Annotated in this window: 22 protein-coding genes and 1 tRNA gene; 12 read left to right on the plus strand and 11 right to left on the minus strand. The window is 65.4% G+C overall.

What is annotated here, in order from left to right; all coding sequences use genetic code 11:
• Positions 1–41: 41 nt before the first annotated feature.
• The 4 genes from ilvC to miaA all read right to left on the minus strand — a co-directional run bounded on the left by ilvC (position 42) and on the right by miaA (position 4561).
• Positions 42–1061 (minus strand): ketol-acid reductoisomerase, encoded by a 1020-nt coding sequence (gene ilvC / locus ACM9HJ_RS08885; protein WP_416571361.1) that lies wholly within the window; start codon positions 1059–1061, stop codon positions 42–44.
• Between the two features lie 81 nt (positions 1062–1142).
• A complete protein-coding gene (gene ilvN / locus ACM9HJ_RS08890; RefSeq protein ID WP_416571362.1) occupies positions 1143–1655 on the minus strand; it encodes an acetolactate synthase small subunit in 513 nt (170 codons plus the stop codon).
• A gap of 64 nt (positions 1656–1719) precedes the next feature.
• Entirely contained in the window at positions 1720–3486 is a 1767-nt protein-coding gene (locus tag ACM9HJ_RS08895) for an acetolactate synthase 3 large subunit (protein ID WP_416571363.1), read from the minus strand.
• 100 nt (positions 3487–3586) lie between these two features.
• Positions 3587–4561: a tRNA (adenosine(37)-N6)-dimethylallyltransferase MiaA gene (miaA, locus tag ACM9HJ_RS08900; protein WP_416571364.1), complete on the minus strand. Its 975-nt coding sequence runs from the start codon at positions 4559–4561 to the stop codon at positions 3587–3589.
• 129 nt (positions 4562–4690) lie between these two features.
• Here miaA and ACM9HJ_RS08905 point away from each other — a divergent pair, with 129 nt between their 5' ends.
• The 4 genes from ACM9HJ_RS08905 to ACM9HJ_RS08920 all read left to right on the plus strand — a co-directional run bounded on the left by ACM9HJ_RS08905 (position 4691) and on the right by ACM9HJ_RS08920 (position 7092).
• A complete protein-coding gene (locus tag ACM9HJ_RS08905) occupies positions 4691–4960 on the plus strand; it encodes a type II toxin-antitoxin system prevent-host-death family antitoxin (protein ID WP_416571365.1) in 270 nt (89 codons plus the stop codon).
• 6 nt (positions 4961–4966) lie between these two features.
• A complete protein-coding gene (locus ACM9HJ_RS08910; RefSeq protein WP_416571366.1) occupies positions 4967–5404 on the plus strand; it encodes a growth inhibitor PemK in 438 nt (145 codons plus the stop codon).
• Between the two features lie 99 nt (positions 5405–5503).
• Positions 5504–6403, plus strand: coding sequence for a phosphoserine phosphatase SerB (gene serB / locus ACM9HJ_RS08915; RefSeq protein ID WP_416571706.1), 900 nt, complete (start codon positions 5504–5506; stop codon positions 6401–6403).
• Between the two features lie 53 nt (positions 6404–6456).
• Positions 6457–7092, plus strand: a complete 636-nt coding sequence (locus ACM9HJ_RS08920) for a LysE family translocator (RefSeq protein ID WP_416571367.1) — start codon at positions 6457–6459, stop codon at positions 7090–7092.
• Positions 7093–7209: 117 nt separating this feature from the next.
• Here ACM9HJ_RS08920 and ACM9HJ_RS08925 read toward each other — a convergent pair whose 3' ends face one another.
• Positions 7210–7800, minus strand: coding sequence for an FMN-binding negative transcriptional regulator (locus tag ACM9HJ_RS08925; RefSeq protein WP_416571368.1), 591 nt, complete (start codon positions 7798–7800; stop codon positions 7210–7212).
• A 141-nt stretch (positions 7801–7941) separates the two neighbouring features.
• Between ACM9HJ_RS08925 and chrA the strand changes: the two genes are divergently transcribed.
• Positions 7942–9207 (plus strand): chromate efflux transporter, encoded by a 1266-nt coding sequence (gene chrA, locus ACM9HJ_RS08930; RefSeq protein WP_416571369.1) that lies wholly within the window; start codon positions 7942–7944, stop codon positions 9205–9207.
• 152 nt (positions 9208–9359) lie between these two features.
• On the opposite strand, the gene ACM9HJ_RS08935 is transcribed toward chrA, so the two are convergent.
• The gene (locus ACM9HJ_RS08935; RefSeq protein WP_416571370.1) at positions 9360–9881 is read right to left on the minus strand and encodes an Lrp/AsnC family transcriptional regulator; all 522 of its coding nucleotides are present in this window, start codon (positions 9879–9881) and stop codon (positions 9360–9362) included.
• Positions 9882–10016: 135 nt separating this feature from the next.
• On the opposite strand from ACM9HJ_RS08935, the gene ACM9HJ_RS08940 reads away from it, so the two are divergent.
• Positions 10017–10973 (plus strand): mitochondrial fission ELM1 family protein, encoded by a 957-nt coding sequence (locus ACM9HJ_RS08940; protein ID WP_416571371.1) that lies wholly within the window; start codon positions 10017–10019, stop codon positions 10971–10973.
• Here the strand turns inward: ACM9HJ_RS08940 and ACM9HJ_RS08945 are convergent.
• Both ACM9HJ_RS08945 and ACM9HJ_RS08950 read right to left on the minus strand, forming a co-directional pair.
• Entirely contained in the window at positions 10970–11515 is a 546-nt protein-coding gene (locus ACM9HJ_RS08945) for a GNAT family N-acetyltransferase (protein WP_416571372.1), read from the minus strand. The two genes, ACM9HJ_RS08940 and ACM9HJ_RS08945, sit on opposite strands and share 4 nt — an antisense overlap.
• Before the next feature lie 16 nt (positions 11516–11531).
• On the minus strand, positions 11532–12461 hold the full coding sequence (locus ACM9HJ_RS08950) for an N-formylglutamate amidohydrolase (RefSeq protein ID WP_416571373.1): 930 nt from the start codon (positions 12459–12461) through the stop codon (positions 11532–11534).
• 174 nt (positions 12462–12635) lie between these two features.
• Here ACM9HJ_RS08950 and ACM9HJ_RS08955 point away from each other — a divergent pair.
• The 3 genes from ACM9HJ_RS08955 to ACM9HJ_RS08965 all read left to right on the plus strand — a co-directional run bounded on the left by ACM9HJ_RS08955 (position 12636) and on the right by ACM9HJ_RS08965 (position 16159).
• A tRNA-Val gene (locus ACM9HJ_RS08955) sits at positions 12636–12710 on the plus strand.
• Positions 12711–12891: 181 nt separating this feature from the next.
• Entirely contained in the window at positions 12892–13872 is a 981-nt protein-coding gene (locus ACM9HJ_RS08960; protein ID WP_416571374.1) for an ABC transporter substrate-binding protein, read from the plus strand.
• Positions 13873–13876: 4 nt separating this feature from the next.
• Positions 13877–16159 carry an ATP-binding protein gene (locus ACM9HJ_RS08965; protein ID WP_416571375.1) on the plus strand — a complete coding sequence of 761 codons (2283 nt, stop codon included), beginning with the start codon at positions 13877–13879 and terminating at the stop codon, positions 16157–16159.
• A gap of 36 nt (positions 16160–16195) precedes the next feature.
• Here the strand turns inward: ACM9HJ_RS08965 and ACM9HJ_RS08970 are convergent, their stop codons facing one another.
• Together ACM9HJ_RS08970 and ACM9HJ_RS08975 are read right to left on the minus strand one after the other, a co-directional pair.
• Entirely contained in the window at positions 16196–17332 is a 1137-nt protein-coding gene (locus ACM9HJ_RS08970) for a hypothetical protein (RefSeq protein WP_416571376.1), read from the minus strand.
• Between the two features lie 297 nt (positions 17333–17629).
• Positions 17630–19027, minus strand: a complete 1398-nt coding sequence (locus ACM9HJ_RS08975; protein WP_416571377.1) for a hypothetical protein — start codon at positions 19025–19027, stop codon at positions 17630–17632.
• 175 nt (positions 19028–19202) lie between these two features.
• Between ACM9HJ_RS08975 and ACM9HJ_RS08980 the strand changes: the two genes are divergently transcribed.
• The 3 genes from ACM9HJ_RS08980 to ACM9HJ_RS08990 all read left to right on the plus strand — a co-directional run bounded on the left by ACM9HJ_RS08980 (position 19203) and on the right by ACM9HJ_RS08990 (position 21899).
• Entirely contained in the window at positions 19203–19751 is a 549-nt protein-coding gene (locus tag ACM9HJ_RS08980) for a PAS domain-containing protein (RefSeq protein WP_416571378.1), read from the plus strand.
• A complete protein-coding gene (locus tag ACM9HJ_RS08985; RefSeq protein WP_416571379.1) occupies positions 19726–21030 on the plus strand; it encodes a methyl-accepting chemotaxis protein in 1305 nt (434 codons plus the stop codon). Before ACM9HJ_RS08980 ends, ACM9HJ_RS08985 begins: the two co-directional genes overlap by 26 nt.
• Before the next feature lie 209 nt (positions 21031–21239).
• Positions 21240–21899, plus strand: coding sequence for a redoxin domain-containing protein (locus tag ACM9HJ_RS08990; RefSeq protein ID WP_416571380.1), 660 nt, complete (start codon positions 21240–21242; stop codon positions 21897–21899).
• A gap of 644 nt (positions 21900–22543) precedes the next feature.
• Here ACM9HJ_RS08990 and ACM9HJ_RS08995 read toward each other — a convergent pair.
• Positions 22544–23578 (minus strand): methyl-accepting chemotaxis protein, encoded by a 1035-nt coding sequence (locus tag ACM9HJ_RS08995; RefSeq protein ID WP_416571381.1) that lies wholly within the window; start codon positions 23576–23578, stop codon positions 22544–22546.
• Between the last annotated feature and the right edge of the window lie 613 nt (positions 23579–24191).

The following is a 24191-nucleotide window of genomic DNA, read 5'->3' on the forward strand; positions in this document are numbered from 1 at the left end:
CCCACCGGGCGGCATCATTTTCACCAAACCGTTGAAACGGCTTAGTTCTTGGACTTGTCCACCAGCTGGTTGGCGGCGATCCAGGGCATCATGGCGCGCAGCTTGGCGCCCACTTCCTCGATCGGGTGTTCGGCCTGGCGACGGCGGGTGGCCTTGAAGGACGGGGTGCCGGCCTTGTTCTCCAGCATCCAGTCGCGGGTGAAGCGGCCGGACTGGATATCATCCAGAACGCGCTTCATCTCGGCCTTGGTCTCGTCCGTCACGATGCGCGGGCCGGTGACATAGTCACCATACTCGGCGGTGTTGGAGATCGAGTAGCGCATGTTGGCGATGCCGCCTTCGTAGATCAGGTCCACGATCAGCTTCACTTCGTGCAGGCATTCGAAATAGGCCATTTCCGGGGCGTAACCAGCCTCGGTCAGGGTCTCGAAGCCGGCCTGGATCAGCTTGGTCAGGCCGCCGCACAGCACGGCCTGCTCACCGAACAGGTCGGTCTCGCACTCTTCCTTGAAGGTGGTCTCGATGATGCCCGAACGGCCACCGCCAACGGCGGAAGCATAGGACAGGGCGACGTCGAAGGCGTTGCCGGAAGCGTTCTGGTGAACGGCCACCAGGCAAGGGACGCCGCCGCCCTTCTTGTATTCGCCGCGCACGGTGTGGCCGGGGCCCTTCGGCGCGATCATGAACACGTCGGTGTCGGGACGCGGCTCGATCAGGCGGAAATGCACGTTCAGGCCGTGGGCGAACGCGATGGCCGAGCCCTTCTTCAGGTTCGGGCCGATCTCGTTATTGTACAGCTCGGCCTGATGCTCGTCCGGCGTCAGGATCATGATGACGTCGGCGGTCTGCGCGGCCTCGGCCGGGGTCACGCACTTGAAGCCGGCGGCTTCGGCCTTGGCGCGGGTCGGCGAGTTGGGCTTCAGCGCGATGACCACGTCCGTGACGCCGCTGTCCCGCAGATTCTGGGCATGGGCATGGCCCTGGCTGCCATAGCCGACAATGGCGACCTTCTTGCCCTTGATCAGGTTCACGTCGGCGTCGCGATCGTAATAGACGCGCATGGGAATGTTCCTTCGTCTTGCTCTGCTGTTGTCAGATCCGGCCCCGGCACGGGGTCCGGCATTGCGGTGATGGGTGTTCTTCTACAGGGTCGAGGTGCCGCGCGACAGGGCGGCGGCGCCGGTACGGCTGATATCGACCTCGCCCAACTGCTGCATCAGGTCGATGAAGCGGTCCAGATCATCGGCGGTGCCGGTGATCTCGAACACGAAGCTGGAAATGGTGGCGTCCACGACGCGGGCCTTGAACACATCGGCGATGCGCAGGCTTTCCACCCGCTTCTCGCCATTGGCCACAACCTTGACCAGCCCCATCTCCCGCTCGATGAACGGGCCTTCCAGGGTCAGGTCCTTGACCTTGTGAACAGGGACCAGGCGCTCAAGCTGCACCTTGATCTGCTCGATGATCATCGGCGTGCCCGACGTGACGACGGTGATGCGCGACAGGCTGTCGCCGGCATCGATCTGCGCCACCGTCAGGCTTTCGATATTATAGCCGCGGCCGGAAAACAGGCCGATGACGCGCGCCAGCACGCCCGGCTCGTTATCGACGAGCACGGAGATGGTGTGGCGGCGGATGCTGGTATCTTGGGTCACGGGCGGAAGGCTCCAGTGAGGTCTTGTTCTGGGGTGCGGAGGGGGTGTTGAGGACAGATGCCGGTTATACCAGCACCATCCCCTCCTCCGGCGTCGCCTCGGCCACGCGGTCCGCCGGGCCCAGCAGCATTTCGTTATGCGCCTTGCCGCCGGGGATCATGGGGAAGCAGTTTTCCTTCTGGTCCACGCACATATCGACGATCACGGCGCGCGGGGTGGCGATCATCTCGGCGATGACATCGTCCACTTCCGACACCTTGCTGGCGCGCAGGCCCACGCCGCCGAAGGCATCGGCCAGCTTCACGAAGTCGGGCAGCGCCTCGGAATAGCTTTCCGAATAGCGCGAGCCGTGCAGCAGCTCCTGCCACTGCCGGACCATGCCCATCCATTGATTGTTCAGGATGAACACCTTGACCGGCAGACGGTATTGCAGGGCCGTCGACATCTCCTGGATGTTCATCTGGATCGACGCTTCGCCCGCCACGTCGATGCACAGCGCGCCGGGATTGGCGATCTGGGCGCCGATGGCGGCCGGCAGGCCATAGCCCATGGTGCCCAGGCCGCCCGAGGTCAGCCAGCGGTTGGGCTTGTTGAAGGGCAGGAACTGGGCGGCCCACATCTGATGCTGCCCCACCTCGGTGGAGATGAACACGTCGTCGCGGCCCTGGATGGCGGCGCGCAGACGCTCCAGCGCGTATTGCGGCTTGATGACCTTGTCGGTCTTCTCGTACTGCAGGCAGTCCTTGGACCGCCAGACGGCGATCTGGTCCCACCAAGCTTTCAGCGCCGCCTGGTCGGCCCGCTTGTTGCGGGCCTTCCAGATGCGGATCATGTCTTCCAGCACATAGGCCGCATCGCCGACGATGGGCAGATCGACGCGGATATTCTTGTTGATGTTCGACGGATCGATGTCGATATGTATCTTCTTGGAGTTCGGGGAGAACTCGCTGACCTTGCCGGTGACGCGATCGTCGAAGCGGGCGCCGACCGAGATCATCAGGTCGCAGCCATGCATGGCCAGATTGGCCTCGTACGTGCCGTGCATGCCCAACATGCCTAGCCATTGCTGATCATGCGCCGGATAGGCGCCCAGGCCCATCAGGGTGGTGGTGCAGGGATAGCCCGTCATGCGCACCAGCTGGGTCAGCAACTGGCTGGCCACCGGACCGGAATTGATGACGCCGCCGCCGACATAGAAGATGGGACGCTTGGCATTGGCCAGCATCTCCACCGCCTCCTCGACCTTGTTCAGGTCGGGCTTCACCTGCGGGCGGTAGCTCTTGGGCTGGCTTTCGCCCGGCGTGCGATAGACGCCGTCGGCGAACTGCACATCCTTGGGGATGTCGATGACGACAGGGCCCGGACGGCCATTCTTGGCCACATAGAACGCCTCGTGCAGCGTACGGGCCAGATTATTGGCGTCCTTGACCAGGTAATTATGCTTGGTCGCCGGACGGGTGATGCCGGTCGTGTCGCATTCCTGGAAGGCGTCGTTGCCGATCAGGTGGGTGGGCACCTGACCCGTCAGGCAGACGATGGGAATGCTGTCCATCAGCGCATCGACCAGACCGGTGACGGCATTGGTGGCGCCGGGGCCGGACGTGACCAGCACGACACCGACCTTGCCGGACGAGCGCGCATAGCCTTCCGCCGCGTGGACGGCAGCCTGTTCGTGGCGAACCAGGATGTGCTTGATCTGGTTCTGCTTGAACAGCGCGTCATAGATGGGTAGTACCGCCCCACCCGGATACCCGAAGATCGTGTCTACACCCTGGTCCCGAAGGGCCTTGATGACGATTTCCGCACCGGAGAGGATGGTTCCCGAAGACATGGCAGACGCTTTCAAACTGTTCCAACTGGGTTGAAAAACGCCGCCTTTCGCAGGGGCGAAGGGCGACGTGGCGGCACCCTAGATGGAACCGGAAAGATGGTCAACCCATTTTGGCAATGTTCTTAGTCATGCCTGTCATGATCCGGTCATAAAGTTTCGCGAACGCCGTTTCAGATGCAAGTTCCGTCGAATCCAACCGCAGTGCGGCAGGCATCTGGTTGCGGAACCATGTAAGCTGGCGCTTGGCGTAATTGCGGGTCAGCTGCTGGGCCTTTTCGGTCGCAGCATTCCGGTCCAGGGTGCCAGAGAGCATGGAAGCGATCTCCGGCACGCCCAGCGCCTTCATCGCCGGCAATGCCGGATCGAGGCCCTGGGCCATCAAAGCCGCCACCTCCTGTTCCGCACCCTGTTCCAGCATCAGCAGGAACCGCCTGTCACACTGGGCATAGAGCCGGGGGCGCGGGGGTTCGACCACCAGGGTCGTGAAGGACAGGTGCGTGGGTGCGTCGGTGGGCGGGGCCGATTGCCAGTCGCTGATCGACCTTCCGGTGGCCTGGATCACCTCCCAGGCGCGGATCAGGCGCTGGCTGTCGGTCGGGTGCAGGCGCGCGGCCGTGACGGGATCGATTTCGGCCAGACGGGCGTGCAGAGCCGGGCTGCCGATCTCCGCCTGCAGGTCCATGGCGGCTTGACGCGTCCCCGCCGGGATCTCGGGAATGTCGGACAGGCCCTGCATAAGCGAGCGCAGGTAAAGCCCGGTGCCACCCACGACGATGGGCAAGCGGCCGGCGGCGTGTGCTGCATCGATCTCCGCCAGCGCCAGTTCCCGCCAGCGCGCGGCACTCATCCGGGTAGAGGCTGGAACGACACCATATAATGTGTGTAGTGCCTGGGCCTCATCCGCCGCCGACGGGCGGGCGGTGACGATGTGCAGATCGGCATAGACCTGCATGCTGTCGGCATTGATCACCACGCCATTGGCGCGTTTGGCCAGGGCCAGGGCCAAGCCCGACTTGCCCGACGCCGTGGGGCCGCCGATGACGAGGACGGGGCGGGGATCGGTGGGTTCGGACATGGGGAGATCGGGATCGCAGTGCATGGGCTGTGGTAGCGTCCCCTTGGATTCGTGGCAAGCGGTTGGCCACTTGGAATTCAAGCCCATTACATTATAATTCCGGAAATTACGGATTTTATGGAGGCAACCATGGTCGCCGTCACCGCTACGGAGTTCGCCAAGAATTTCGGCCGCTACAAGGAGGCCGCCCAGCGCGAACCGGTCGCCATCACCAGCCATGGCCGCACCAGCGGCTATTTCATGTCGGCACCAGCCTTCGAGGAATATCAGCAACTGAAGGCCAAGGCCGCCCGTATAGCCTTCAGTATCGAAGAACTACCCGACGAGATTGCCGATGCCATCGCGAAGGCGTCCATGGACCCATCGCACGCGCATCTGGACAGGCTGATGGACGAGTAATCGTCCATGGCATTGCCCCAACCGGAAAACGGCCTCGTCCTCTCCTATACCTATCTCTGGCGACATGAGGCGGCCGCCGGCCTGACGGAAGGCCGTAAGAACCGGCCGGCAGCGATTCTTCTCTGCGTGAACCGGATGGATGCCGTAGCACCCCAGGTGACGGTCGCACCCATCACCCATAGTCCACCACAAGACCCGGCCGCTGCCGTGGAAATCCCGCCTTCTGTGAAAGCCCATTTGGGTCTGGACTACGAGCGGTCGTGGGTCGTGCTGGATGACCTGAACGTCTTCACATGGCCCGGCTTCGATCTGGCTCCAGTTCCAGGCCACCCCGACCGGTTCGCCTATGGACTGTTACCGCCGGCCTTCTATCGCAGGCTGATCGAACAGTTCGCCCAGTTGCGGCGCGAGCGGCGTATCGCGGTCCAGACGCGAGCCGATTGAGAAGCATTCCCGCCCCCCGCCCGCACACCATTGCGCTCCCGCCCGCCAGCGGCGATAAGGGCGGCAATCGACCACCCCATATGGACGGGACCTCCGATGCTGCGCCAAGTCTTGACCCTGATCGCCGATCCAGCCGCCCCGGCCCTGGATGATGCCATCGCCAAGACGGCGCGTGCCGCCCTGGCCGATCTGGGGGCGGAGACGGCACCGCATGACTGGCTGGCGCCGGGTATCGCCTGCGATATCGGCTTCAACGGGCTGAACGATGACCAAGCCCAGGCCGCCGTGGCCAAGGCGCTGGCGGGCAAGCCCATCGATATCGTCGCCCAGGCGGTGGAGGGCCGGCGCAAATCGGTGCTGGTCGCCGACATGGAATCCACCATCATCCAGCAGGAGATGCTGGACGAGTTAGGCGAGTTGGTCGGGGCCCGCGACCGCATCGCCGCCATCACCCACCGCGCCATGAATGGCGAGATCGATTTCAAGGGTGCGCTGCGCGAACGCGTGGCCCTGCTGGCCGGGCTGGATGCCGGCGTTCTGACCCAGATGATCGGGCGCGTCACCTATATGCCGGGTGCGGCCACCCTGATCGCCACCTTGAAGAAGCATGGCGTTTACTGCGCCCTGGTGTCGGGCGGGTTCAAGACCTTCACCGCACATGTGCGCGAGGCGCTGGGCTTTGATGAGGATCAGGCCAACGATTTGATCGTGGCCGATGGCAAGCTGGCCGGCACGGTGTTCGAGCCCATCCTGGACAAGGATGCCAAGCACCAGGCCCTGATCCGCATCACCGCGGCCAAGCGGGTGCCGGTGGCCGCCAGCATCACCGTGGGCGACGGCGCCAACGACCTGCCCATGTTGCTGGCAGCCGGCATCGGTGTCGCCTATCACGCCAAGCCCAGCGTCGCCGCCCAGGCGCGTGCCCGCATCGACCATGGCGACCTGACCGCCCTGCTCTATATCCAGGGGTACAGGGCTGCCGAAATCGTGGTGGTGTAAGAGTATTTACAAATGCAGCATGGTGGGATCACGCCCTTGATGGAGCGCCCGCCATGCCCGATTTTCCCATCGACACGCTGCTGCTGTTCATGGCGGCCGCCCTGGCGCTAAACCTGACGCCGGGACCGGACATGCTGTTCTGCCTGGGCAGCGGGGCACATCGCGGGCCCAAGGCCGGCATCGCCGCGTCATTGGGCGTGGCGGTGGGCGCCATGGTGCACACGGCTGCCGCCGCCTTCGGGCTGGCCGGCCTGCTGATGGCGTCGCCGACCCTGTTCGAGATCGTGCGCTGGACCGGGGCGGCCTATCTGGTCTGGCTGGCCTGGAACACGTTCCGCGCCGCCCCGCCGGCGGCGGAGGGCACCAGGGTCACGCAAAAGGATATCCGCCGCATCTTCCTGCGCGGCATGGTCACCAACCTGCTGAACCCCAAGGTGGCGATCTTCTTCCTGGCTTTCCTGCCGCAATTCATCGATCCGGCGCGGGGCAGCGTCATCATCCAGGCCCTGGTGCTGGGCACGATGCTGAACATTTCCGGCACCATCGTGAACGCCCTGGTCGGCATCGGTGCCGGTGGGCTGGGACGGCAGCTGGCGCGCAACCCGCTGGCGGCCAAGGTGTTGAACTGGGCGTCGGGAACGGTGTTCCTGGGCTTGGCCGTGCGCTTGGGGCTGATGAGCCGGGTGTAAGACCATATCCCGGTGATCGTAACCGATCACCGGCCTCAGTCGCCGGCGCCGCCATCCGGCGGCTTGGCTACGCGCCACAAGGCGCGCGGCGGCAGTCGCCGCCGAACCAATTCCCGATCAAGGGATGGCCAGCACACCCTCCATCCCGGCGCGGATGGTGGCGCGGTCGGCCACGTCCTTGTTCTGGCTGAGCTTGGCCTTGCCTTCCAGCCGCTCAACATGCAGCACCAACCCGACAATGCCGCGCAGGTTGGCGGCGATGAAGTCGGCCGGCGCGTCGGAGACTTTCCAGGGGCTTGCCCGCCCGCCCTCATGCCGGTTGGTCAGGCGGGTAACGATGTCCAGCACCCCATCGGCATCCTCCACCGCCTCCAGCCGTCCATGGGCGTGGACGGTGACATAGTTCCAGGTGGGTACCACCTTGCCCGTCGCCGCCTTGGCCGCATACCAGGCGGGAGCGACGTAGCCGTCGCCGGCATTGAAGATGGCCAGCGAGGGCACCGACGGGTCGAACCGCTTCCAATGCGGATTGGCACGGGCCACGTGGCCGATCAGGCGGATATCCCCGTGCGAGCGATCCAGCAGCAGCGGCAGCGGCGTGGACAGCAGGCCGCCCTGCCCCAGACTGACCAGGGTGGCGAAGTTCTGCTGTTCAAGGACGCCAAGCGCGTCCTCTTCTTCCATCTTGAAATGTGTCGGCATGTACATGGGGCAAGGGTCCTGGATCGGGGGTCCTTCTTCCTGACGCAGAACGGGCGGACGCGCATTCATTGTCTTGTCATAAGGACAAGGTTGCATCCGCAACCGCCTGCCCGCAGCATCACCCGGATTTCAACGGGGGAAAATACGATGCCCGGTTTCAGGGAGGCTTTGCGGTTCTGGTTCTGGCTGGGCTGCGTCAGTTTCGGTGGGCCGGCGGGGCAGATCGCTCTGATGCAGCAGGAACTGGTGGATAAGCGTCGCTGGATCGACGCCACGCGCTTCCTGCACGGGCTGAACTTCGCCATGCTGCTGCCGGGCCCGGAGGCGCAGCAATTGGCGACCTATGTCGGCTGGCGGATGCACGGTACCATCGGCGGCCTGGCAGCGGGCGGGCTGTTCGTGCTGCCGGGTGCGCTGGTGCTGCTGGGCCTGTCCTGGCTGGCGGCAGAACATGGCGATCTGGCCTGGGTGGCGGCCCTGTTCGACGGGGTGAAGCCGGTGGTCATCGCCATCATCGCCGCATCGGTCTGGCGTCTGGGCCGGCGCACGCTGAAGGGGCCGGCACCGCTGATCCTGGCCGGTGCGGCCTTCCTGGGGCTGTATCTGGGCCACCTGCCCTTTCCCGTGCTGATCGCCGGGGCGGCCCTGATCGGCTATCTGGCGGCCAGGGCGGGCAAGCCTTTATTCGCGCCGGCGGGCCATGGCAGCATGGATGACGGCTTCGTGCCGGACGACCGGCCGGTGGACCGCAGCGCCGGACGCTTGCTGCGCCTGTCGCTGATCTTCGCCGTGTTGCTATTGGTGCCGGTGGTGGGTGTCGTGCTGCTGCTCGGGCGCATGCCCTGGGCCGATATCGCCGACCTGTTCACCAGTGCCGCCTTCATCACCTTCGGTGGCGCTTATGCGGTGCTGCCCTATATCGCCGAACGGGCGGTGGAGACCTATCAGTGGCTGACGCCGGCCGACATGCTGAACGGCATGGCACTGGCAGAGAGCACACCGGGACCGCTGATCCTGGTCACCCAATATGTGGGGTTCTTCGCGGGCTGGAACAATCCGGGCGCCCTGTCGCCGGGAATGGCCGGGCTGATGGCGGCGGCGCTGACCACCTATGTCACCTTCCTGCCCTGCTTCTTCTTCATCTTCGCTGGTGCGCCCTATGTGGAGGCGCTGATCCATAACCGGGCCGCCGCCGGCGCCCTGGCCGCCATCACCGCCGCCGTGGTGGGGGTGATCCTGAATCTGGGCGTGGTGCTGGGGGAGCAGGTGCTGGTGCCGGGTGGAAAGCCTGACCTTGTGGCGTGCGCCGTCGCGACGGTAGCGCTGGTGGCCCTGCTGCGCTTCAAGCTGGCCGTGCACTGGCTGGTGCTGGCGGGGGCAGGATTTGGCTTGGCGCGGATGGCATTGACCTGAAACCACGGTCATTTCCCATGACCGTTGGAGGCCGGCGACTGCCGGCCCGCGGCCACGTGGTCGCGTAAGCCAGGCCGCCGGATGGCGGCGCCCGGCTTCTCGAGGGAACAATGCACAAAAAGAATGGGGCGCCTTCGGACGCCCCATTCTGATCACTCTTCGAAATCCTCGTCATCGTCGTCCTTCGACTCCGGGCCGACATCGACATCGATGGGCACGCCCGGCGCGTATTTGGACTGGCGGATGGCCAGGGCCGACTTCACATGGCTGACATTGGGGGCCGCCGTCAGCTTGGTGGTCAGGAAGCGCTGATAGCTGTCCCAGTCGACGGCGACCACCTTCAACAGGAAGTCTGTCTCACCGGCCAACATGTTGCACTCCCGTACCTCCGGCCAGGAATTGACCAGGGCTTCGAAGCGCTTCAGATCGCTTTCCGCCTGGGACGACAAGCCGACCTGTGCGAAAACCGTGACATGGAAGCCCATGGATTCCGGATTGATGTCGGCATGGTAGCCGCGGATGTATCCCGCCTCCTCCAGCGCGCGGACACGCCGCAGGCAGGGAGGGGCCGAAATGCCGGCACGCCGCGCCAATTCCACATTGGTCATCCGGCCGTCCGCCTGCAGGTCGCGCAGGATGCGCCGATCAATTCGGTCGAGTTTGACCCGCCGCATGGTGATTTTTTAACTCCAGGAGTTCTTGATTTGAGCAAGGATATTACACGGGACGCTCCTGCCCGCAAGGGCGACCCGGTTTGCGACACAAAATTTCCTGGGGACAAGTCTTCGCATACGTATGCGAACAACAAAATGCCGACTTGCTGGGTGGTGTCGGACGGACGGGCGGGAATCGAGAACCCGTGCCTGGGGTTGGCGGAAGCACTGGGGCTGGCGCCATTGGTGAAGCGGGTGAAGCTGCGCACGCCCTGGCGGCAGACCACGCCCTATCTGCCGCTGCCCGGCATCGGCCTGGCGCTGGATCCGGCATCGGACCGGCTGGAAGCACCCTGGCCCGACCTGCTGATCAGTTCCGGACGGCAGGCGGTGGCCCTATCCATGGCGGTGGGGCGGCGGTCACCGGCAACGGTGCGGGTGCATATCCAGAATCCGGGCGTAGCCTTCGACCGGTTCGATCTGGTGTCCCTGCCCCGCCATGATGGCAAGTCGGGCGCCAACCTGGTGGAAAGCATCGGCGCCATCCACCGGGTGACGCAGACGAAGCTGGACGTGGCGGCACTGGAGTTTGCGCCCCTGGCGCAAGGGCGCAACCGGCCTCTGGTATCGGTGATGATCGGCGGATCCAACCGGTTCTGCAAACTGACGCCGGCGATGATGGCGGATGTGGCCGATCAACTGGCGGTGCTGGTGCGTGACCAGGGGGTTGGGATGATGATCACCACTTCCCGGCGCACGGGTGCCGAGAACGAGGCGATCCTGAAGGACCGGCTGGCGGGCCTGCCCGTCTTCATCTGGGACGGGATGGGCCCCAATCCCTATTTCGCAATGCTGGCACTGGCCGACACGCTGATCGTCACATCCGACAGCGTCGCCATGGTGTCGGAGGCGGCCAGCACCGGTAAACCCGTGCATGTCATCGACCTGCCCGGCAACGCACCGAAATTCGAACGCTTCCACGCGCTGTTGCGGCAGGCAGGAGTGACGCGCACGTTCAGGGGCGTGCTGGAAAGCTGGACGTACCAGCCGCTGGACGACACCGCCCGGCTGGCCGACCGAACGCGGGCGATATTGGAAAACCACCTGGGTTAGGGGCTCAGCCCCGGATGCTCATCGGCACCCGGAGGCGGTGCGTCGGGATCACCCAGGGGACGGACCATCAGCACCCAGTCCAGCCAGCGCCCATGCTTCACCCCCAGGCCCGGCACGGTGCCCGCCAGTTCGAAGCCCAAGGCACGATGCAGTCCTACCGACCCTTCGTTGCTACCGTCGCCGATGACGGCCACCATGCGGCGGAAGCCGGCACGGGTGCATTGATCGATCAGCGCCTTCAGCAGGGCGCGGCCCACGCCCGCCCCTTGGGCCTGTGGCGCCACATAGATGGAATTCTCCACCGTGAAGCGATAGCCGGGGCGGGAGCGAAAGGCGCTGGCATAGGCATAGCCCAGGATATGTCCGCCGCGTTCAGCCACCAGATAGGGAAAGCCCTGCGCCTGGATCGCCGCCATGCGCAGCGCCATTTCGCCCGCATCGGGGGGCACCGACTCATAGCTGGCCGTGCCTTCGCTGACATGGGGGGCATAGATGGTGGCGATTGTGGCGGCATCGCCCGCCCCGGCGGTCCGGATCAGCATCCCCGTCCCCTCCCGCTCAGCGGTCGCGCGGGTGCAGCGCCTGCGCCGGCACCGCCGCCAGACGGGAGACCAGCTGGCGCATATGCAGGGCCAGGGTGTCGAGATAGGGACGGCGAGCCAAGGCGACCTCATCCATATAGAGGGAGCGGTTCAATTCGATCTGCAATGCGTGCACCCCATCCCCAGGCCGCCCGTAATGGCGCGTCGTATAACCGCCGGCATAGGGCGCGTTGCGGCCGACGACATAACCCAGGTCGTTCAGCGTCTCCTCCGCGACACGGGTAAGGGCCGCATCACAGGCACTGCCGAAGCAATCGCCCAGGACCATGTCCATCGCACCGCTGGCCGCCGCCTCTGGCGGCAGGTCGATGGAGGGCATGGAATGACAATCGACAAGGATGCAGAACCCGAACGCCGCCCGCGTCTGATCGATGAGCGAGCGTAATGCAGCATGGTAGGGATAGTAGCAGCGATCCACCCGCTCCACCGCCTCGGCGAAGCGCAGGCGCTGGCGGTATATCTCCTCCCCGCTGGCCACGATGCGCGGAATGGTGCCCAGGCCCGCCGCCACGCGCGGACTGCGGCTGTTCACATATGAGGGCAAGGCCCCTTCGAACATGCCAGGATCGAATTCGAACGGTTCGCGGTTGGGATCCAGATAGGCCCTGGGGAACAGCGCCTCCAGCAGCGGCACGCCCAGGTCCACGGCGGGCCGGAAAATCTCGTCGACGAAGCAATCCTCCGACCGGCGCAGCGCCCGCGCATCCAGCCGCGACCGGGCCACGAAGCTTTCCGGATAGTCGCGTCCGCTATGCGGCGATGCCATGACGATGGGCAGCAATTGCCGCGGCGGCCGGGAAATCCGGAACACGCCGCCACCCGTGCCGACGTCTGGGGGACGGGCAACAGGCTTTTCGCTGGAAAAGGCGGGGTCCAGACTGCTCATGGCTGAAAGATGTATCGAATTGTGAGAAGCGTCGCCAGCCGAACGGAAGCGGTTGGAAAAAAATCGGCGATTTTCTGAAAACAGACTGTTGCAATGCCCGGATCGGCTCGCTATAAGCACGCCCACCCCGACGGCGCTGCCGACGAACGGCACGAAGCGGGGCGATGGACGGATGGGCGCGTAGCTCAGCGGGAGAGCACTACCTTGACATGGTAGGGGTCACAGGTTCAATCCCTGTCGCGCCCACCATCCGTACCAAACCGAAAAGGGCCGGCCCCACCAGGGGCCGGCCCTTTCGCTTTTCCGGGCCTGCCCGCCTCACCCAAAGGATAGGTTCCGCGTTGCGACCAATGGTACGGTGGCCTGATAGGCTTGCTCGGGCTGTGGAAACCGGCGCGGGCGGCGCCCTGGATGGGATTCGGGTGCGGTCATGATGGTTTGGCGTTCCTGGAAACTGTTTCTTGCCGCGGGATTGGTTACCGCGGCGGCCGTGACGGGCACCCTGCTGGTGCGTGGTCATGGCGGGCGCCAGCATCTGGTCCTGGCCGAAAGCCATCAGATGATGTCGGCCCTGATCTTCGTGGCCCAGGCGGAGGGCCATTTCGCCGATCAGGAACTGACCGTCGACCTGCTGCCGGCCTCCAACGGCAAGATCGCCATGGAACTGATGCTGGATGGCAAGGCCGACCTGTCGCTGTCATCCGATGTCCCGGCGGCCGGGGCGGTGATGGCCCGCAAGCCCATCCGCATCCTGTCCACGATCCAGACATCCGACCGCGACGTGGTGATCGCCTCTCCGTCCGGCAGCGGCCTGACCATCCCGGGGGAACTGGCGGGAAAGCGCATCGGCTATACGCCGGAGACGAATTCCCAGCAGTTCCTGGACCTGCTGCTGTTGCAATCGGGCCTGACCGGCAAGGTCACCCTGGTCCCGCTGGACAGCAACAAGATCATGCAGGCGATGGCGGATGGAGAGGTGGACGCCGTGTCGGTCTGGACCACGGTCCGCATCCTGGGTGCCGGCCTTTTCCCCAAGGGATTGGATACCCTGTCCCTGCCGGGCCTCTATACGGGAAGCTGGATCCTGTCGACCCGTACGGAGGTGGTGGAGGCCAGGCGCGACACGATGGTGCGCTTCATCCGCGCCCTGCTGGCGGCTGAATGGTCCATCCTGAAGGATCGCGAGAAGGCCATCCCCGTGGTCGCGGCCGCCACCGGCTTTGACGAAGCACTGGTCCGCAGCCATTGGGAGAGTTATGGTTTCACCCTGCGTCTCGACCAGGCGCTGCTCTTGTCACTGGAGGGGCACCTCCGGCGCGCAGGCGGCGATCCGGGGCCGGAGATGCTAGGCTATCTGCAAAGCGACGTCCTGAGGGAGGTCGACCCTACACGCGTCACGGTGCTGGACTGAACTGATGAACATCCGCACGCGAATCACCACGACCCTGGTTTTCGCGGCGGTCGCCCTGGTCATGTCGGTGGCATCGGCCCTGTGGTCCTGGCAATGGATGGGCCAATCCACGGCGCGGGTGACGGAAGCCCAGGCCCTGGTCCGCTCCGTGTTCGAGTTGAGCCTGCTGGTCCATGAATATGCCGATACGGGCAGCGAACGGGCGCTGTTCCAGTGGCAACGTTCCCACGAACGGTTGTCGGCGGAGCTGGAGCGGCTGCGTGGCGGCATCCAGGACCCCGTGGACCAGGCGCTGCTGCGCCGGCTGGCATCGGACAATTCCCTGATGATGGACGGCATGGTGCGCATGACCCAGGCGCACACGTCCCCCGACGCGGCGCGGGTGGCGCAGGACACGCTGCAGCTGCGCTACAATGTCATGGCATCGGATGCCGACCGGCTGGCCGCCCATGCCAATGAGCGGGTGAATGCCTGGGGCCGGCTGCTGCTGGTGCTGCAAGTGTTGCCGCTCCTGCTGCTGGCCGTCACGGTGGCGCTGGCCACCGCCGCCAGCCGGCGGGTGCTGGGCGGGCTGGACCGCATCGCCGACGGCATGGCGGCTATCGGGCAGGGACGGCTGGACCACCGGCTGGAAGTGGCGGGCAAGGACGAGTTCGCGGTGCTGTCGGCCGGTGTCAACCGCATGGCCGAACAGCTGCAGACCCTTTATGCCGATATCGGCGGCAAGGTGGAGGCGCTGTCCAACGCCAAGGTACAGGCCGAAGCCGCCGAGCGCGCCAAGAGCGCCTTCCTGGCCAATATGAGCCATGAGATCCGCACGCCCCTGAACGCCATCATCGGCTTCGCCGACCTGCTACGTGACGAGAAGGCGCCCCTGGTGGAGCGGGAGAAGTGGCTTTCATTGCAGATGGAGGCGTCGCGCGCCCTGGTCGCCATCGTCGATGACGTGCTGGACCTGTCGAAGATCGAGGCCGGGCGCCTGGAACTGGAGATGGGGCCGCTGAACCCGGCGCGGCTGGCGGAAAGCTGTATCGCCCTGCTGGCCCCGCGCGCCGCCGACAAGGGGCTGTCCGTGCGCGCGGAGATGTCGTCCGACCTGCCGGAATGGGTGTTGGGGGACGAGGCGCGGCTGCGTCAGGTGCTGCTGAACCTTTTGTCCAATGCCGTGAAATTCACGTCCAAGGGCAGCGTCGTGCTGTCCGTGGCCCGCATGGGCGTGCAGCTGCGCCTCAGCGTCACCGACACCGGCATGGGCATCCCGGCCGACCGGCTGAAACATCTGTTCATGCCGTTCAGCCAGTTGGACGCATCGGTAACCCGCCGCTTCGGCGGCACGGGCCTGGGGCTGGCCATCACCAAGCGGCTGGTGGAGGCCATGCAGGGCCGCATCGAGGTGAAGAGCCAGCCCGGTTCCGGCAGCCGGTTCGAAGTGACCCTGCCGCTGGCCGTCACCACAGCCCCGCCGCCCGAGGCGGAGACGCCGGCGACGCCGGCCGCCCTGCCCTCCTTCCGGCCATTGTCGATCCTGCTGGCGGAGGATGTGTTCGCCAACCAGATGCTGGTGCGCACCATCCTGGAAAAGGCCGGGCACAGCGTCATCGTGGTGGAGAACGGGGCCGACGCCATCATGACTGTTACCCGCGACGAGGACGAACTGGATCTGGTGCTGATGGATGTGCAGATGCCGGTGATGGACGGGATGGAGGCCACGCGCCGCATCCGCCAGGCCGGTTATACCCTGCCCATCCTGGCGCTGACCGCCAACGTGCTGCGCGAGGAGCGGGAGGCCTGCCTGGATGCCGGGATGAACGGCCATGTCGCCAAACCGGTGACGCCGCAGGCGCTGAACCAGGCCATCGCCGAGATTGCAGGTTTCCGCCCCACCCGGACGGATGCGGCACCTGCGCCGCCCGCTGCCGCCGATCCCGGTGAACCGGCGCTGGATCAGGAGATCCTGGACAATCTGCTGCTGGTGGTGGGCGATGATATCGGCGTACAGCTGCTGAACGACGCGCTGTCATCCTTCCGCACGCGGGTCGACACGATCATGGCGGCCGGGAACGATCTGGAGCGGGTGGAGCGGGAAGCGCATTCGCTGGTGTCGTCGGCCGGCAATCTGGGCTTCATGGCCCTGTCGCGGCGATCGCGCGCGTTGATGAACGCCGCCGCCGAGGGCGATGGGGCGGAGGTGGCACGGCTGGTGGGTGACCTGCCGGCGCTGTGTGAGGCGGCATTGGCCATGGGCCACCGCATCATCGCCAAACTGTCGGCGGATGCGGCGGAGTGAAAGCAAGCCTGCGTTCGTAATAACCGGGCTCGAAACTCACCGCCGGAAATCGGCCAGGGAACGACGGGCGGCATTCTCGGGCACTTCCGACCAGTCGCCGATCAGGTCGCCGGACAGGTAGTTGATCCCCACATCCTCGCACAGGCTCTCCATGGCCAGGCTGTCCACGCCCTCCACCGAGGTCTGCAGGCGGTTCTTGGCGGCGATGGCCCCGAAGCGCTGCAGCTCGGCCCGGTGCCGGTCGGTCGCGGCACCCGAGGGCAGCAGCACGCAGGCCACACGGGCCCCGGCAGCGGCCAGGGTCGGCAGGTCGTTGGTGTTGGGATCGACCACCACCATGATGGTGCGGCCATAGGGACGCAGCGTGCCAACCATCTCCGCCAGACGGCCGGTGGGCACACCCGCCGGCACGCCATAGAGATGGTAGGTCATGAACGGGCGCATATGCATGGGGATGGATTGCAGGGTGGCCACCATCTCCCGCCGCCGGCCCAGCACGGCCAGGCTTTCGAAATGCACCGGCACCGACAGGAAGAAGCGGAAACGATTCTCGTAAAGCTCCACCGCCTCGCTGACCGCCTCCTGGATCACCTGCAGGTCCATGGCCAGGATCTGCTGCGGGTCTTCCGGATTGTCCAAGCCATCATACCCCCAGACCAGGGTGAGCCCGCCGCGCAGGCGGCAGCCACGGGCGATGAAGACGGAGACGACCTGCTGCTTCACGTCCCAGACCGGACGGTAGCGCACCTCGATCCGGCTGGGCTTCTCACCCTGGCGTACGCGGGGGGCGGAGCTGTCCAGGGCGGCACTGGCCGCCGCCGCCTCACGGCCCAGGCGGCCGGCCGCATCGTCCAGCATCTGTTTCAGGCTGGCGGGCACCAGCATCATGTCCGACCCGATCTCATGCACGGCGGTGCGCACCATGATGGTGGCCGTGTCGGCCTCCCCCAGCAGCATAATCTGCAATTCCTCCACCACCTTGGCGCAGATCAGGCGGGCCTGCTCGGGCCCCAGCTTGGAGAACACCACGACATAGGCCTCGCCGCCATGGCGGAACCATGTGTCCTGTGGTGAGAGATACCCTTCCAGCAGCCGGGCGGTCAGCATATGGACGCGGTCGGCGACCGCCTTCCAGCGCTCGCCCACCCGTTCGCGCAGGCTTTCCAGGCCCATGAGATGGATGCTGCCGGCCTGCGCCGGGTCACGGCGGGAAAAGATGCTTCGCAGGGCGTCGGCGACGTTCGCATCGGCCGACGGCGGCGGTGCGGCATCCGCTTGTTTACTAGAGGAAACGCCCCCGAGGGGGGAACCGGTATGAAGGGCACCATGCGCCGTATCACCACGGAATGCCGCCATAACCCTCCCGATCAGCCTGAGCATGGGGAGCTGCCTTTCCATCTGCGAGGATGTTCGGATGCTACACCCGGCACGCGGCAGTGGTGATGCGCGAAGGGTTATATAAACCTTTTGTCAATCAGGCGGGCCGGGACGGAGATTGACCTCCTGGCGCTCGAAATCCGTGCGCGACCGGCGGACCACATGCTCAGGCACGTCCACCCAGCCGCCGATCAGATCTCCCGACAGGAAACGCACGCCCGCCTCCTCGCACAGATCCTCCATGGCTAGGTTCGCGACCCCTTCCAGGGCGGACAGCAGCCGGTGGCGCGCGGCATTGGCGGCGAAGCGGGTGACCTCCGGCCGCCAGCGTTCCAGGGACGCATCAGCCGGCAGGGTCATGTTGATGACGCGCACGCCCGCCGTCTCCGCCGCCACCAGCGCCGTGCCGGGGGCCGGCTGTTCCAGCATGATGGTGCGGCCGAACGGCTTCAGGGCGGCAACCAGCTCCGACAGCCGCCCCCCGGGCACACCCGCCGGCACGCCATGCAGGTGATAGGTCATGAAGGGCAACAGGTGGCGGGGGATGGACCGCAGGGTAGCCATCACCTCCTGCCGGCGTGTGGTCGCGGCCAGGCTTTCGAAATGCAGCGGCAATGACAGGAAGAAGCGGAAGCGGTTGTCGTAAAGCTCCAGCGCGGTTTCCAGCGCCTCGCGGGCCACATGCAGGTCCAGTTCCAGGATGCCGGCCACATCCTCGGGATCGTCCAGACATTCATAGCCCCAGAGCGGCGCCCTTGCCTCCCGCTCGCGGCAGCAGCGGGCCATGTAGAGCGACAAGACCTGCTTCTGCGCATCCCAGACGGGGCGGTAGCGTACCAGGGGCGGACCGGCGCGGGCCAGAAGCGGCGCGCGAAAGCCGGTCGGCCTGATCAGCACGGGGCCATGCGCCGCCTCATCCGCCGCGTGGCGGGCGGCGGCCAGCATCTCCGTCAGGCTGGCAGGCACCAGCACCACGTCCGACCCGATCTCATGCACGGCGGTATGCACCTTGATGCTGTCGGTATCGGCATGGCCCAGCAGCAGGACCTGCAATTCCTCCACCACCTTGGCGCAGACCAGCCGCGCCTGCTCCGGCCCCAGATGGGCGAAAACCACGACATAGGATTCCTCACCATGCCGGAACCAGGCATCCTGGTCGGACAGGTGCTGGTCCAGCAGCTTGCCCGTCAGGGCATGGACGCGGGCCGCGACATCCGCCCAGCGCGCCCCCAGCCTGTCATGCAGGCTGCCCAGGCCCAGCAGATGCAGGCTGCCGGCCTGGGTCGGGTCGCGCCCATCGAAGATGCGGCGCAGACGCAATGCCAGATCGTGATCTGGCCCGCCCGACATGTCGGGCGGCGCGGGGGCGGCGGGTTTCGGGGCGGGCGTGTGATCGCGATGGAATTGCGGGCGCGGAACAGCCGCCGGATGCTGCGGCTGGCCATCGGCGCCGAACAGCGTTTTCAGGATGGAAGCCATGAATTTACGCATCGACTCCCCCTTTCCCGCCAGGACCGCCGCTTTCCCTTCATGTTTGCCGCTTTGGGCGGCGGGTCAAGCTGACTTTCGGTGCGGCCTCTCTGATCTGGATCAATGCGGCGAACCAACCATTCGGGCATGCAAGTGGCATACTGCCTGAGGGCAGATGGAAAAGGATGGGAACGTCATGACCATTGCCGACGCGCCGCCGGGGAAATCCCGGCCTTTCCTGACCGGGGTGGAACGTCCGTTCCATGATGACGAACTGATCGTCACCAAGACCGACAAGGGTGGGCGCATCACCTACGCCAACCGCACCTTCCTGCGCGTTGCCGCACTGACGGAGGAGAAGGCGCTGGGCCAGCCGCACAATCTGATCCGCCATCCCGACATGCCGCGGGTGGTGTTCAAGCTGCTGTGGGACACGCTGGGGGCCGGCAGCGAGATTTTCGCCTATGTGCTGAACCGTGCGGTGAATGGCGACCATTACTGGGTCTTCGCCCATGTCACCCCGTCGCGCGACACGGGCGGCAACATCATCGGGTTCCATTCCAGCCGCCGCACGGCGGAAAAGCGCATCGTGAACGATGTCATCAGCCCCCTCTACAAATCGCTGCTGGCCGAGGAGGCCAGGCACAGCCGCATCCGCGAGGGCATCGCGGCCAGCGAGGCGATGTTGGTGGGACTGCTGCGCGACCGGGGTTTGAGCTATGAACAACTCATCTTCTCTCTTTAAGGCCCGTCTGACGGGTGTGGCCGTGCTGGCCGGGTCGACGATCGATCTGGCGGGCAATTTCCTGGGCGTGCATGAAGTGGCCGTGGCCGGCGGGGTGATCACCCTGCTGGCGGCCCTGGCCAGCTTCTATTACCTGGCACGCGTCGACCGGGTGCTGACCGGGGCGGGCGTGGTACTGGAACGGCTGGCTAGGGGCGATTACGAGGCCCGCGTCATCGGCATCCGCGAGGGCGGACCGCTGGGCGAGCTGCTGCATCGGATCAACGAGGTGACCGACCGCGCCGATGCCTTCGTGCGTGAGGCCACCGCCTCGCTTCAGGCCATCACCAACCAGAATTATCACCGCCGCGTGATCGAGAAGGGCATGCTGGGCACCTTCCTGGTGGGCAGCCGCGCCATCAACCAGGCCAACAACGCCATGACGGCCAAGGTGACCGGCTTCCGCGGCGTGGCGGACGAGTTCGAGGTGACGATCAAGTCCGTCGCCGACGATCTGGGCCGCGCCGCACACGAGATGGAGGATGCGGCCGACACCATGACGCACGCGGCCGAGGGCACGAACCATGAAAGCATGGCCGTGGCCGCCGCTGCCGAGCAGGCCAGTTCCAACGTGCAGACCGTGGCCGCCGCCGCGGAGGAGTTGACGGCCGCCATCCGGTCGATCACGGAGCAAGTGGACCGATCGCGCGACATCACCAATGCCGCCGTGGGCCGGGCCCGCGCCGCCAATGAAAGGGTAGCCACCCTGTCGGACGCCGCCATCCGCATCGGGGAGGTGGTGGGCCTGATCCAGGAGATCGCGGCCCAGACCAACCTGCTGGCCTTGAATGCCACGATCGAGGCGGCCCGCGCCGGGGAGGCCGGCAAGGGCTTCGCCGTCGTCGCGTCGGAGGTGAAGAACCTGGCCGGGCAGACGGCACGCGCCACGGAGGATATCCAGCACCAGGTGGCCGACATCCAGGCCGCCACCCAGTCGGCCGTGGACAGCATCAGTGAGATCACCCAGGTCATCGCCGACGTCAACGGCACCACGGTGAACATCGCCGCCGCCGTGGAACAGCAGGGTGCCGCCACGGCAGAGATCGCCCGCAATGTCGAACAGGCGGCCCTGGGCACGCGGTCGGTGTCCGAACGCATTGCTGAGGTGACGCGCGCGGCGTCGGAGACGGGTGCCGCCTCCACCCAGGTGCTGGGTTCCGCCGGCCGCCTGTCGCACCGGTCGGGCCAGTTGGGCGCTGCCATGGGCGACTTCCTGGTGGCGCTGCGCCGGGTGATTTAATCCAGTTGCTGGGCAACTGGATCGGCGGCGACTGCCGCCGCGGCGCACGTGCGCCGTGAAGCCAAGCCACGAATGTAGCGCCGGCGTCTGAGGAAATGTAAAAACCACCCTGCCTAACGCAAAATCATATGATTTTGCGTTAGGCAGGGTTTGATCTTTTTCAAGGGCGACACCAGATGAAGGCCACCTGCATGAACGGGAGGTCTGCCATGTCGCTTCATCTTACCCGCCGCACATTCCTGAACAGCACCGCCGCCATTGCCGGCGCCGGTGCCGTCGCCCCGCTTCTCTCCCTGCCCGCCTTCGCCGCCCCGGCGGCGGTGATCGGCAAGGCCGCACCGGCCTTCACCGGCACCAATGTCGACGGCGCCGCCGTCTCGCTGGCCGATTACAAGGGCAAGCTGGTTATCCTGGAATGGACCAACCATGGCTGCCCCTTCGTCCGCAAACATTATGATTCTGGCAACATGCAGGCCGTGCAGGCGGAAGCCGTGGCTGCCGGTGCGGTGTGGCTGAACGTCATCAGTTCCGCCCCCGGCGAACAGGGCAATGTCACCCCGGCGGATGCCAAGGCCCGTGCCGCGTCGGAGAAATGGTCCGCCACCACCACCATCCTGGACCCGACGGGCGCCATCGGCCGCGCCTATGCCGCCAAGACCACGCCGCATCTGTTCATCATCGGCAAGGACGGCACCCTGCTCTATGACGGCGCCATCGACGACAAGCCGACGGCCGACAAGGCCGATATCCCCGGCGCCAAGAACTATGTCCGCGCCGCCCTGGCCGACATCGCCGCCGGCAAGCCGGTGGCCGTCAGTTCCAGCCGCGCCTATGGCTGCTCGGTGAAATACTCCAAGACCACGGCTTGATGGAGGTTTGTTCCCTCAAGCGCCGGGCGCCCGCCTCTGCGGGCTTGGCATGACGCCGCACGCGCGGTGGGCCGGCCGTCCCGCCGGCCGTCCCGTCGGCCTGCAGCGGCAAGCCGCTGACGCGAAGCCGTCCACCTTGTTGGACGGCTTCCATTTCAGCCTGCCATACAAGGTAATTTTGCTACATTTTGGACAGAAAAAAAGGCCGTGGCATTGCCACGGCCTGAGTTTAGGGAGGAAACGCCCAAGAAGTGCGTTACGACAGAGGGCATAGGGCCGTGTCGCAAGACAGAATATGCGCGCCTGACGGCCATTGTGCAAGTGCAAAATCGTACAGGGGCCATGCGGATAGGTTCTAGCGCAGCCAAGCGAAACAGCTACTTAGAAGGCATTCGACTAAAGTAGGTGCATATTGCACCGCAGCAGAAGTGCCGTTTGGCGCCGAAAAATGGCACGAACGGCCGATTTCAGGCGGCCTTGCCCTTTCCGAAATGGGCCACATGGTTCACATGTCGAAACATCTGTAACGTCGGTACCGGACGGTTTGTCGCACCCTGCCCAGGCCCAAACAAAAAGGGCGCCGGCCCTGCAGCCGACGCCCCGATTGCCACCGGTTACCCGGTGGGTGTTTCAACGGACGGGTATCAATGCGCCGTCTCGCCACCATTCTGCACGATGACCCCATACCAGCCAAGGCCGCGATAGGTCTCATATCCCGGCGTCAGGGCAAAACCCACCAGCCGGCCGAACCGGTCGACATAATGGCCCATGGAACGGCCCTGCGTCTCCAGCGGGAAGCTTTCCGTCAACTGACCGCGCCCATCAGACGATGCGATGATGCGGCCCGTCGCATCGACCAGCAGGCAGCGCGTATGCGCCTCCTCGCTACGGTCCAGGCGCACGCCGGAGGTCACGGCACGGGCCTGCGGTTCCCAGTCGAAGAAGATGCCCATGGCGCCGATCACTTCGCCATCCACGGCGCCGTCGCGACGGACGGCGGTGGAATATGCGGCCACCGTGCGGCCGTCCAGCACCTGGTTGGCGGTGACGTCGACCACGGCGAAGTCCGACCCGTCGCGGGTATTCAGCGCCTGACGGAACCAGGGCTCGTTGGCGACATTGGTACCAATGGCCTGCGGGAACCGGCGCGGCCGGCCCGTGGCGATGACCCGGCCCTGGCGATCGGCCACCCACAGGTCCAGATAGACCGTATAGCTGTCCAGGATCACGCCCAGGCGGGAGGAGGCGAAGGCGGTGGCGTCGGTCGAGGGGTCCGCCAGACAATCCACCACGGCCTTGTCCGTCGCCCACCAGCGCACGTCGCAGGAGCGTTCATAGAGATTGCGATCGATGATCTCGATCATGTTCAGCGCCAGATCGGCCAGCCGCTGCCCCCGGAACCGGACCATCAGGTCCTCGCCCACCGTGGCCATGCGGTCGACCAGCTGCCCAATTTCTGAGCGGAGTTCGCTGGCCACCACGCTGACCTGACGGGAGATGGAGTTCACCTCGTTCGCCACCACCGCGAAGCCGCGGCCCGCATCGCCGGCCCGGCCCGCCTCGATCAGGGCGTTGAAGGCCAGCATCTTGGTGGTGCGGTTGATGTCCTCGATGGCGGATACCTTCTGGCTCGCCACATCCAGTACGTTCCTCGTCAGGTCGATCAGGCTGTTATCCATGGGTGGTGCCCTTGCCTTGCGCCAACATTCCGCGAAAACTCTTTCCACGAAAGCGAAAGCAATTTGCATGCCCTTCCGTAACGGAAACTTAACCCTTTGACTCATTTAAGAAGTTTAAAAGAAGTTAAACAACGGTGTTAAGGTACGAACCTTTCGTTTGCCTGTATTTTGGGCAAAGCAGTGGAAAATGCCGTGCGGGGTGGCGGTTACAATTGAAACAATCGCCGGAGGTGCCCTCAAAACGGCATTTTCTGATTTTGCCAGCGCGGAAACGCAGCTGGAAGCTGTCATACCGGATTTGCATAACCCCATGACGGGAGCCTATGGCCCGCACCGTCGGGAAGACATGTGGCGGACCGGCCAGGGTTCCAAGGGGCGAATAGGTTCCCCGGCCGGTCCGTCACCCGATACCGCGCAATTGGGGCATCGCGGGGTATCGGCGTCTTTGCCACCGATGCGGGATGGGGCTCTGCATCGGCGGTATTCTGATGCTAAGTCCCGGGGACGGCGCGAACGCCGCCCCCGGAGCTTTTCGTTCGAAACCCGAAGACAGGGGCGATGCTCCGTGCCTCGAACGATGTCCAGTAATCCTGAAACGTGGAGTTTATGTCAA

Source organism: Niveispirillum sp. KHB5.9 (genome assembly GCF_048066115.1).
Taxonomy (GTDB): Bacteria; Pseudomonadota; Alphaproteobacteria; order Azospirillales; family Azospirillaceae; genus Niveispirillum.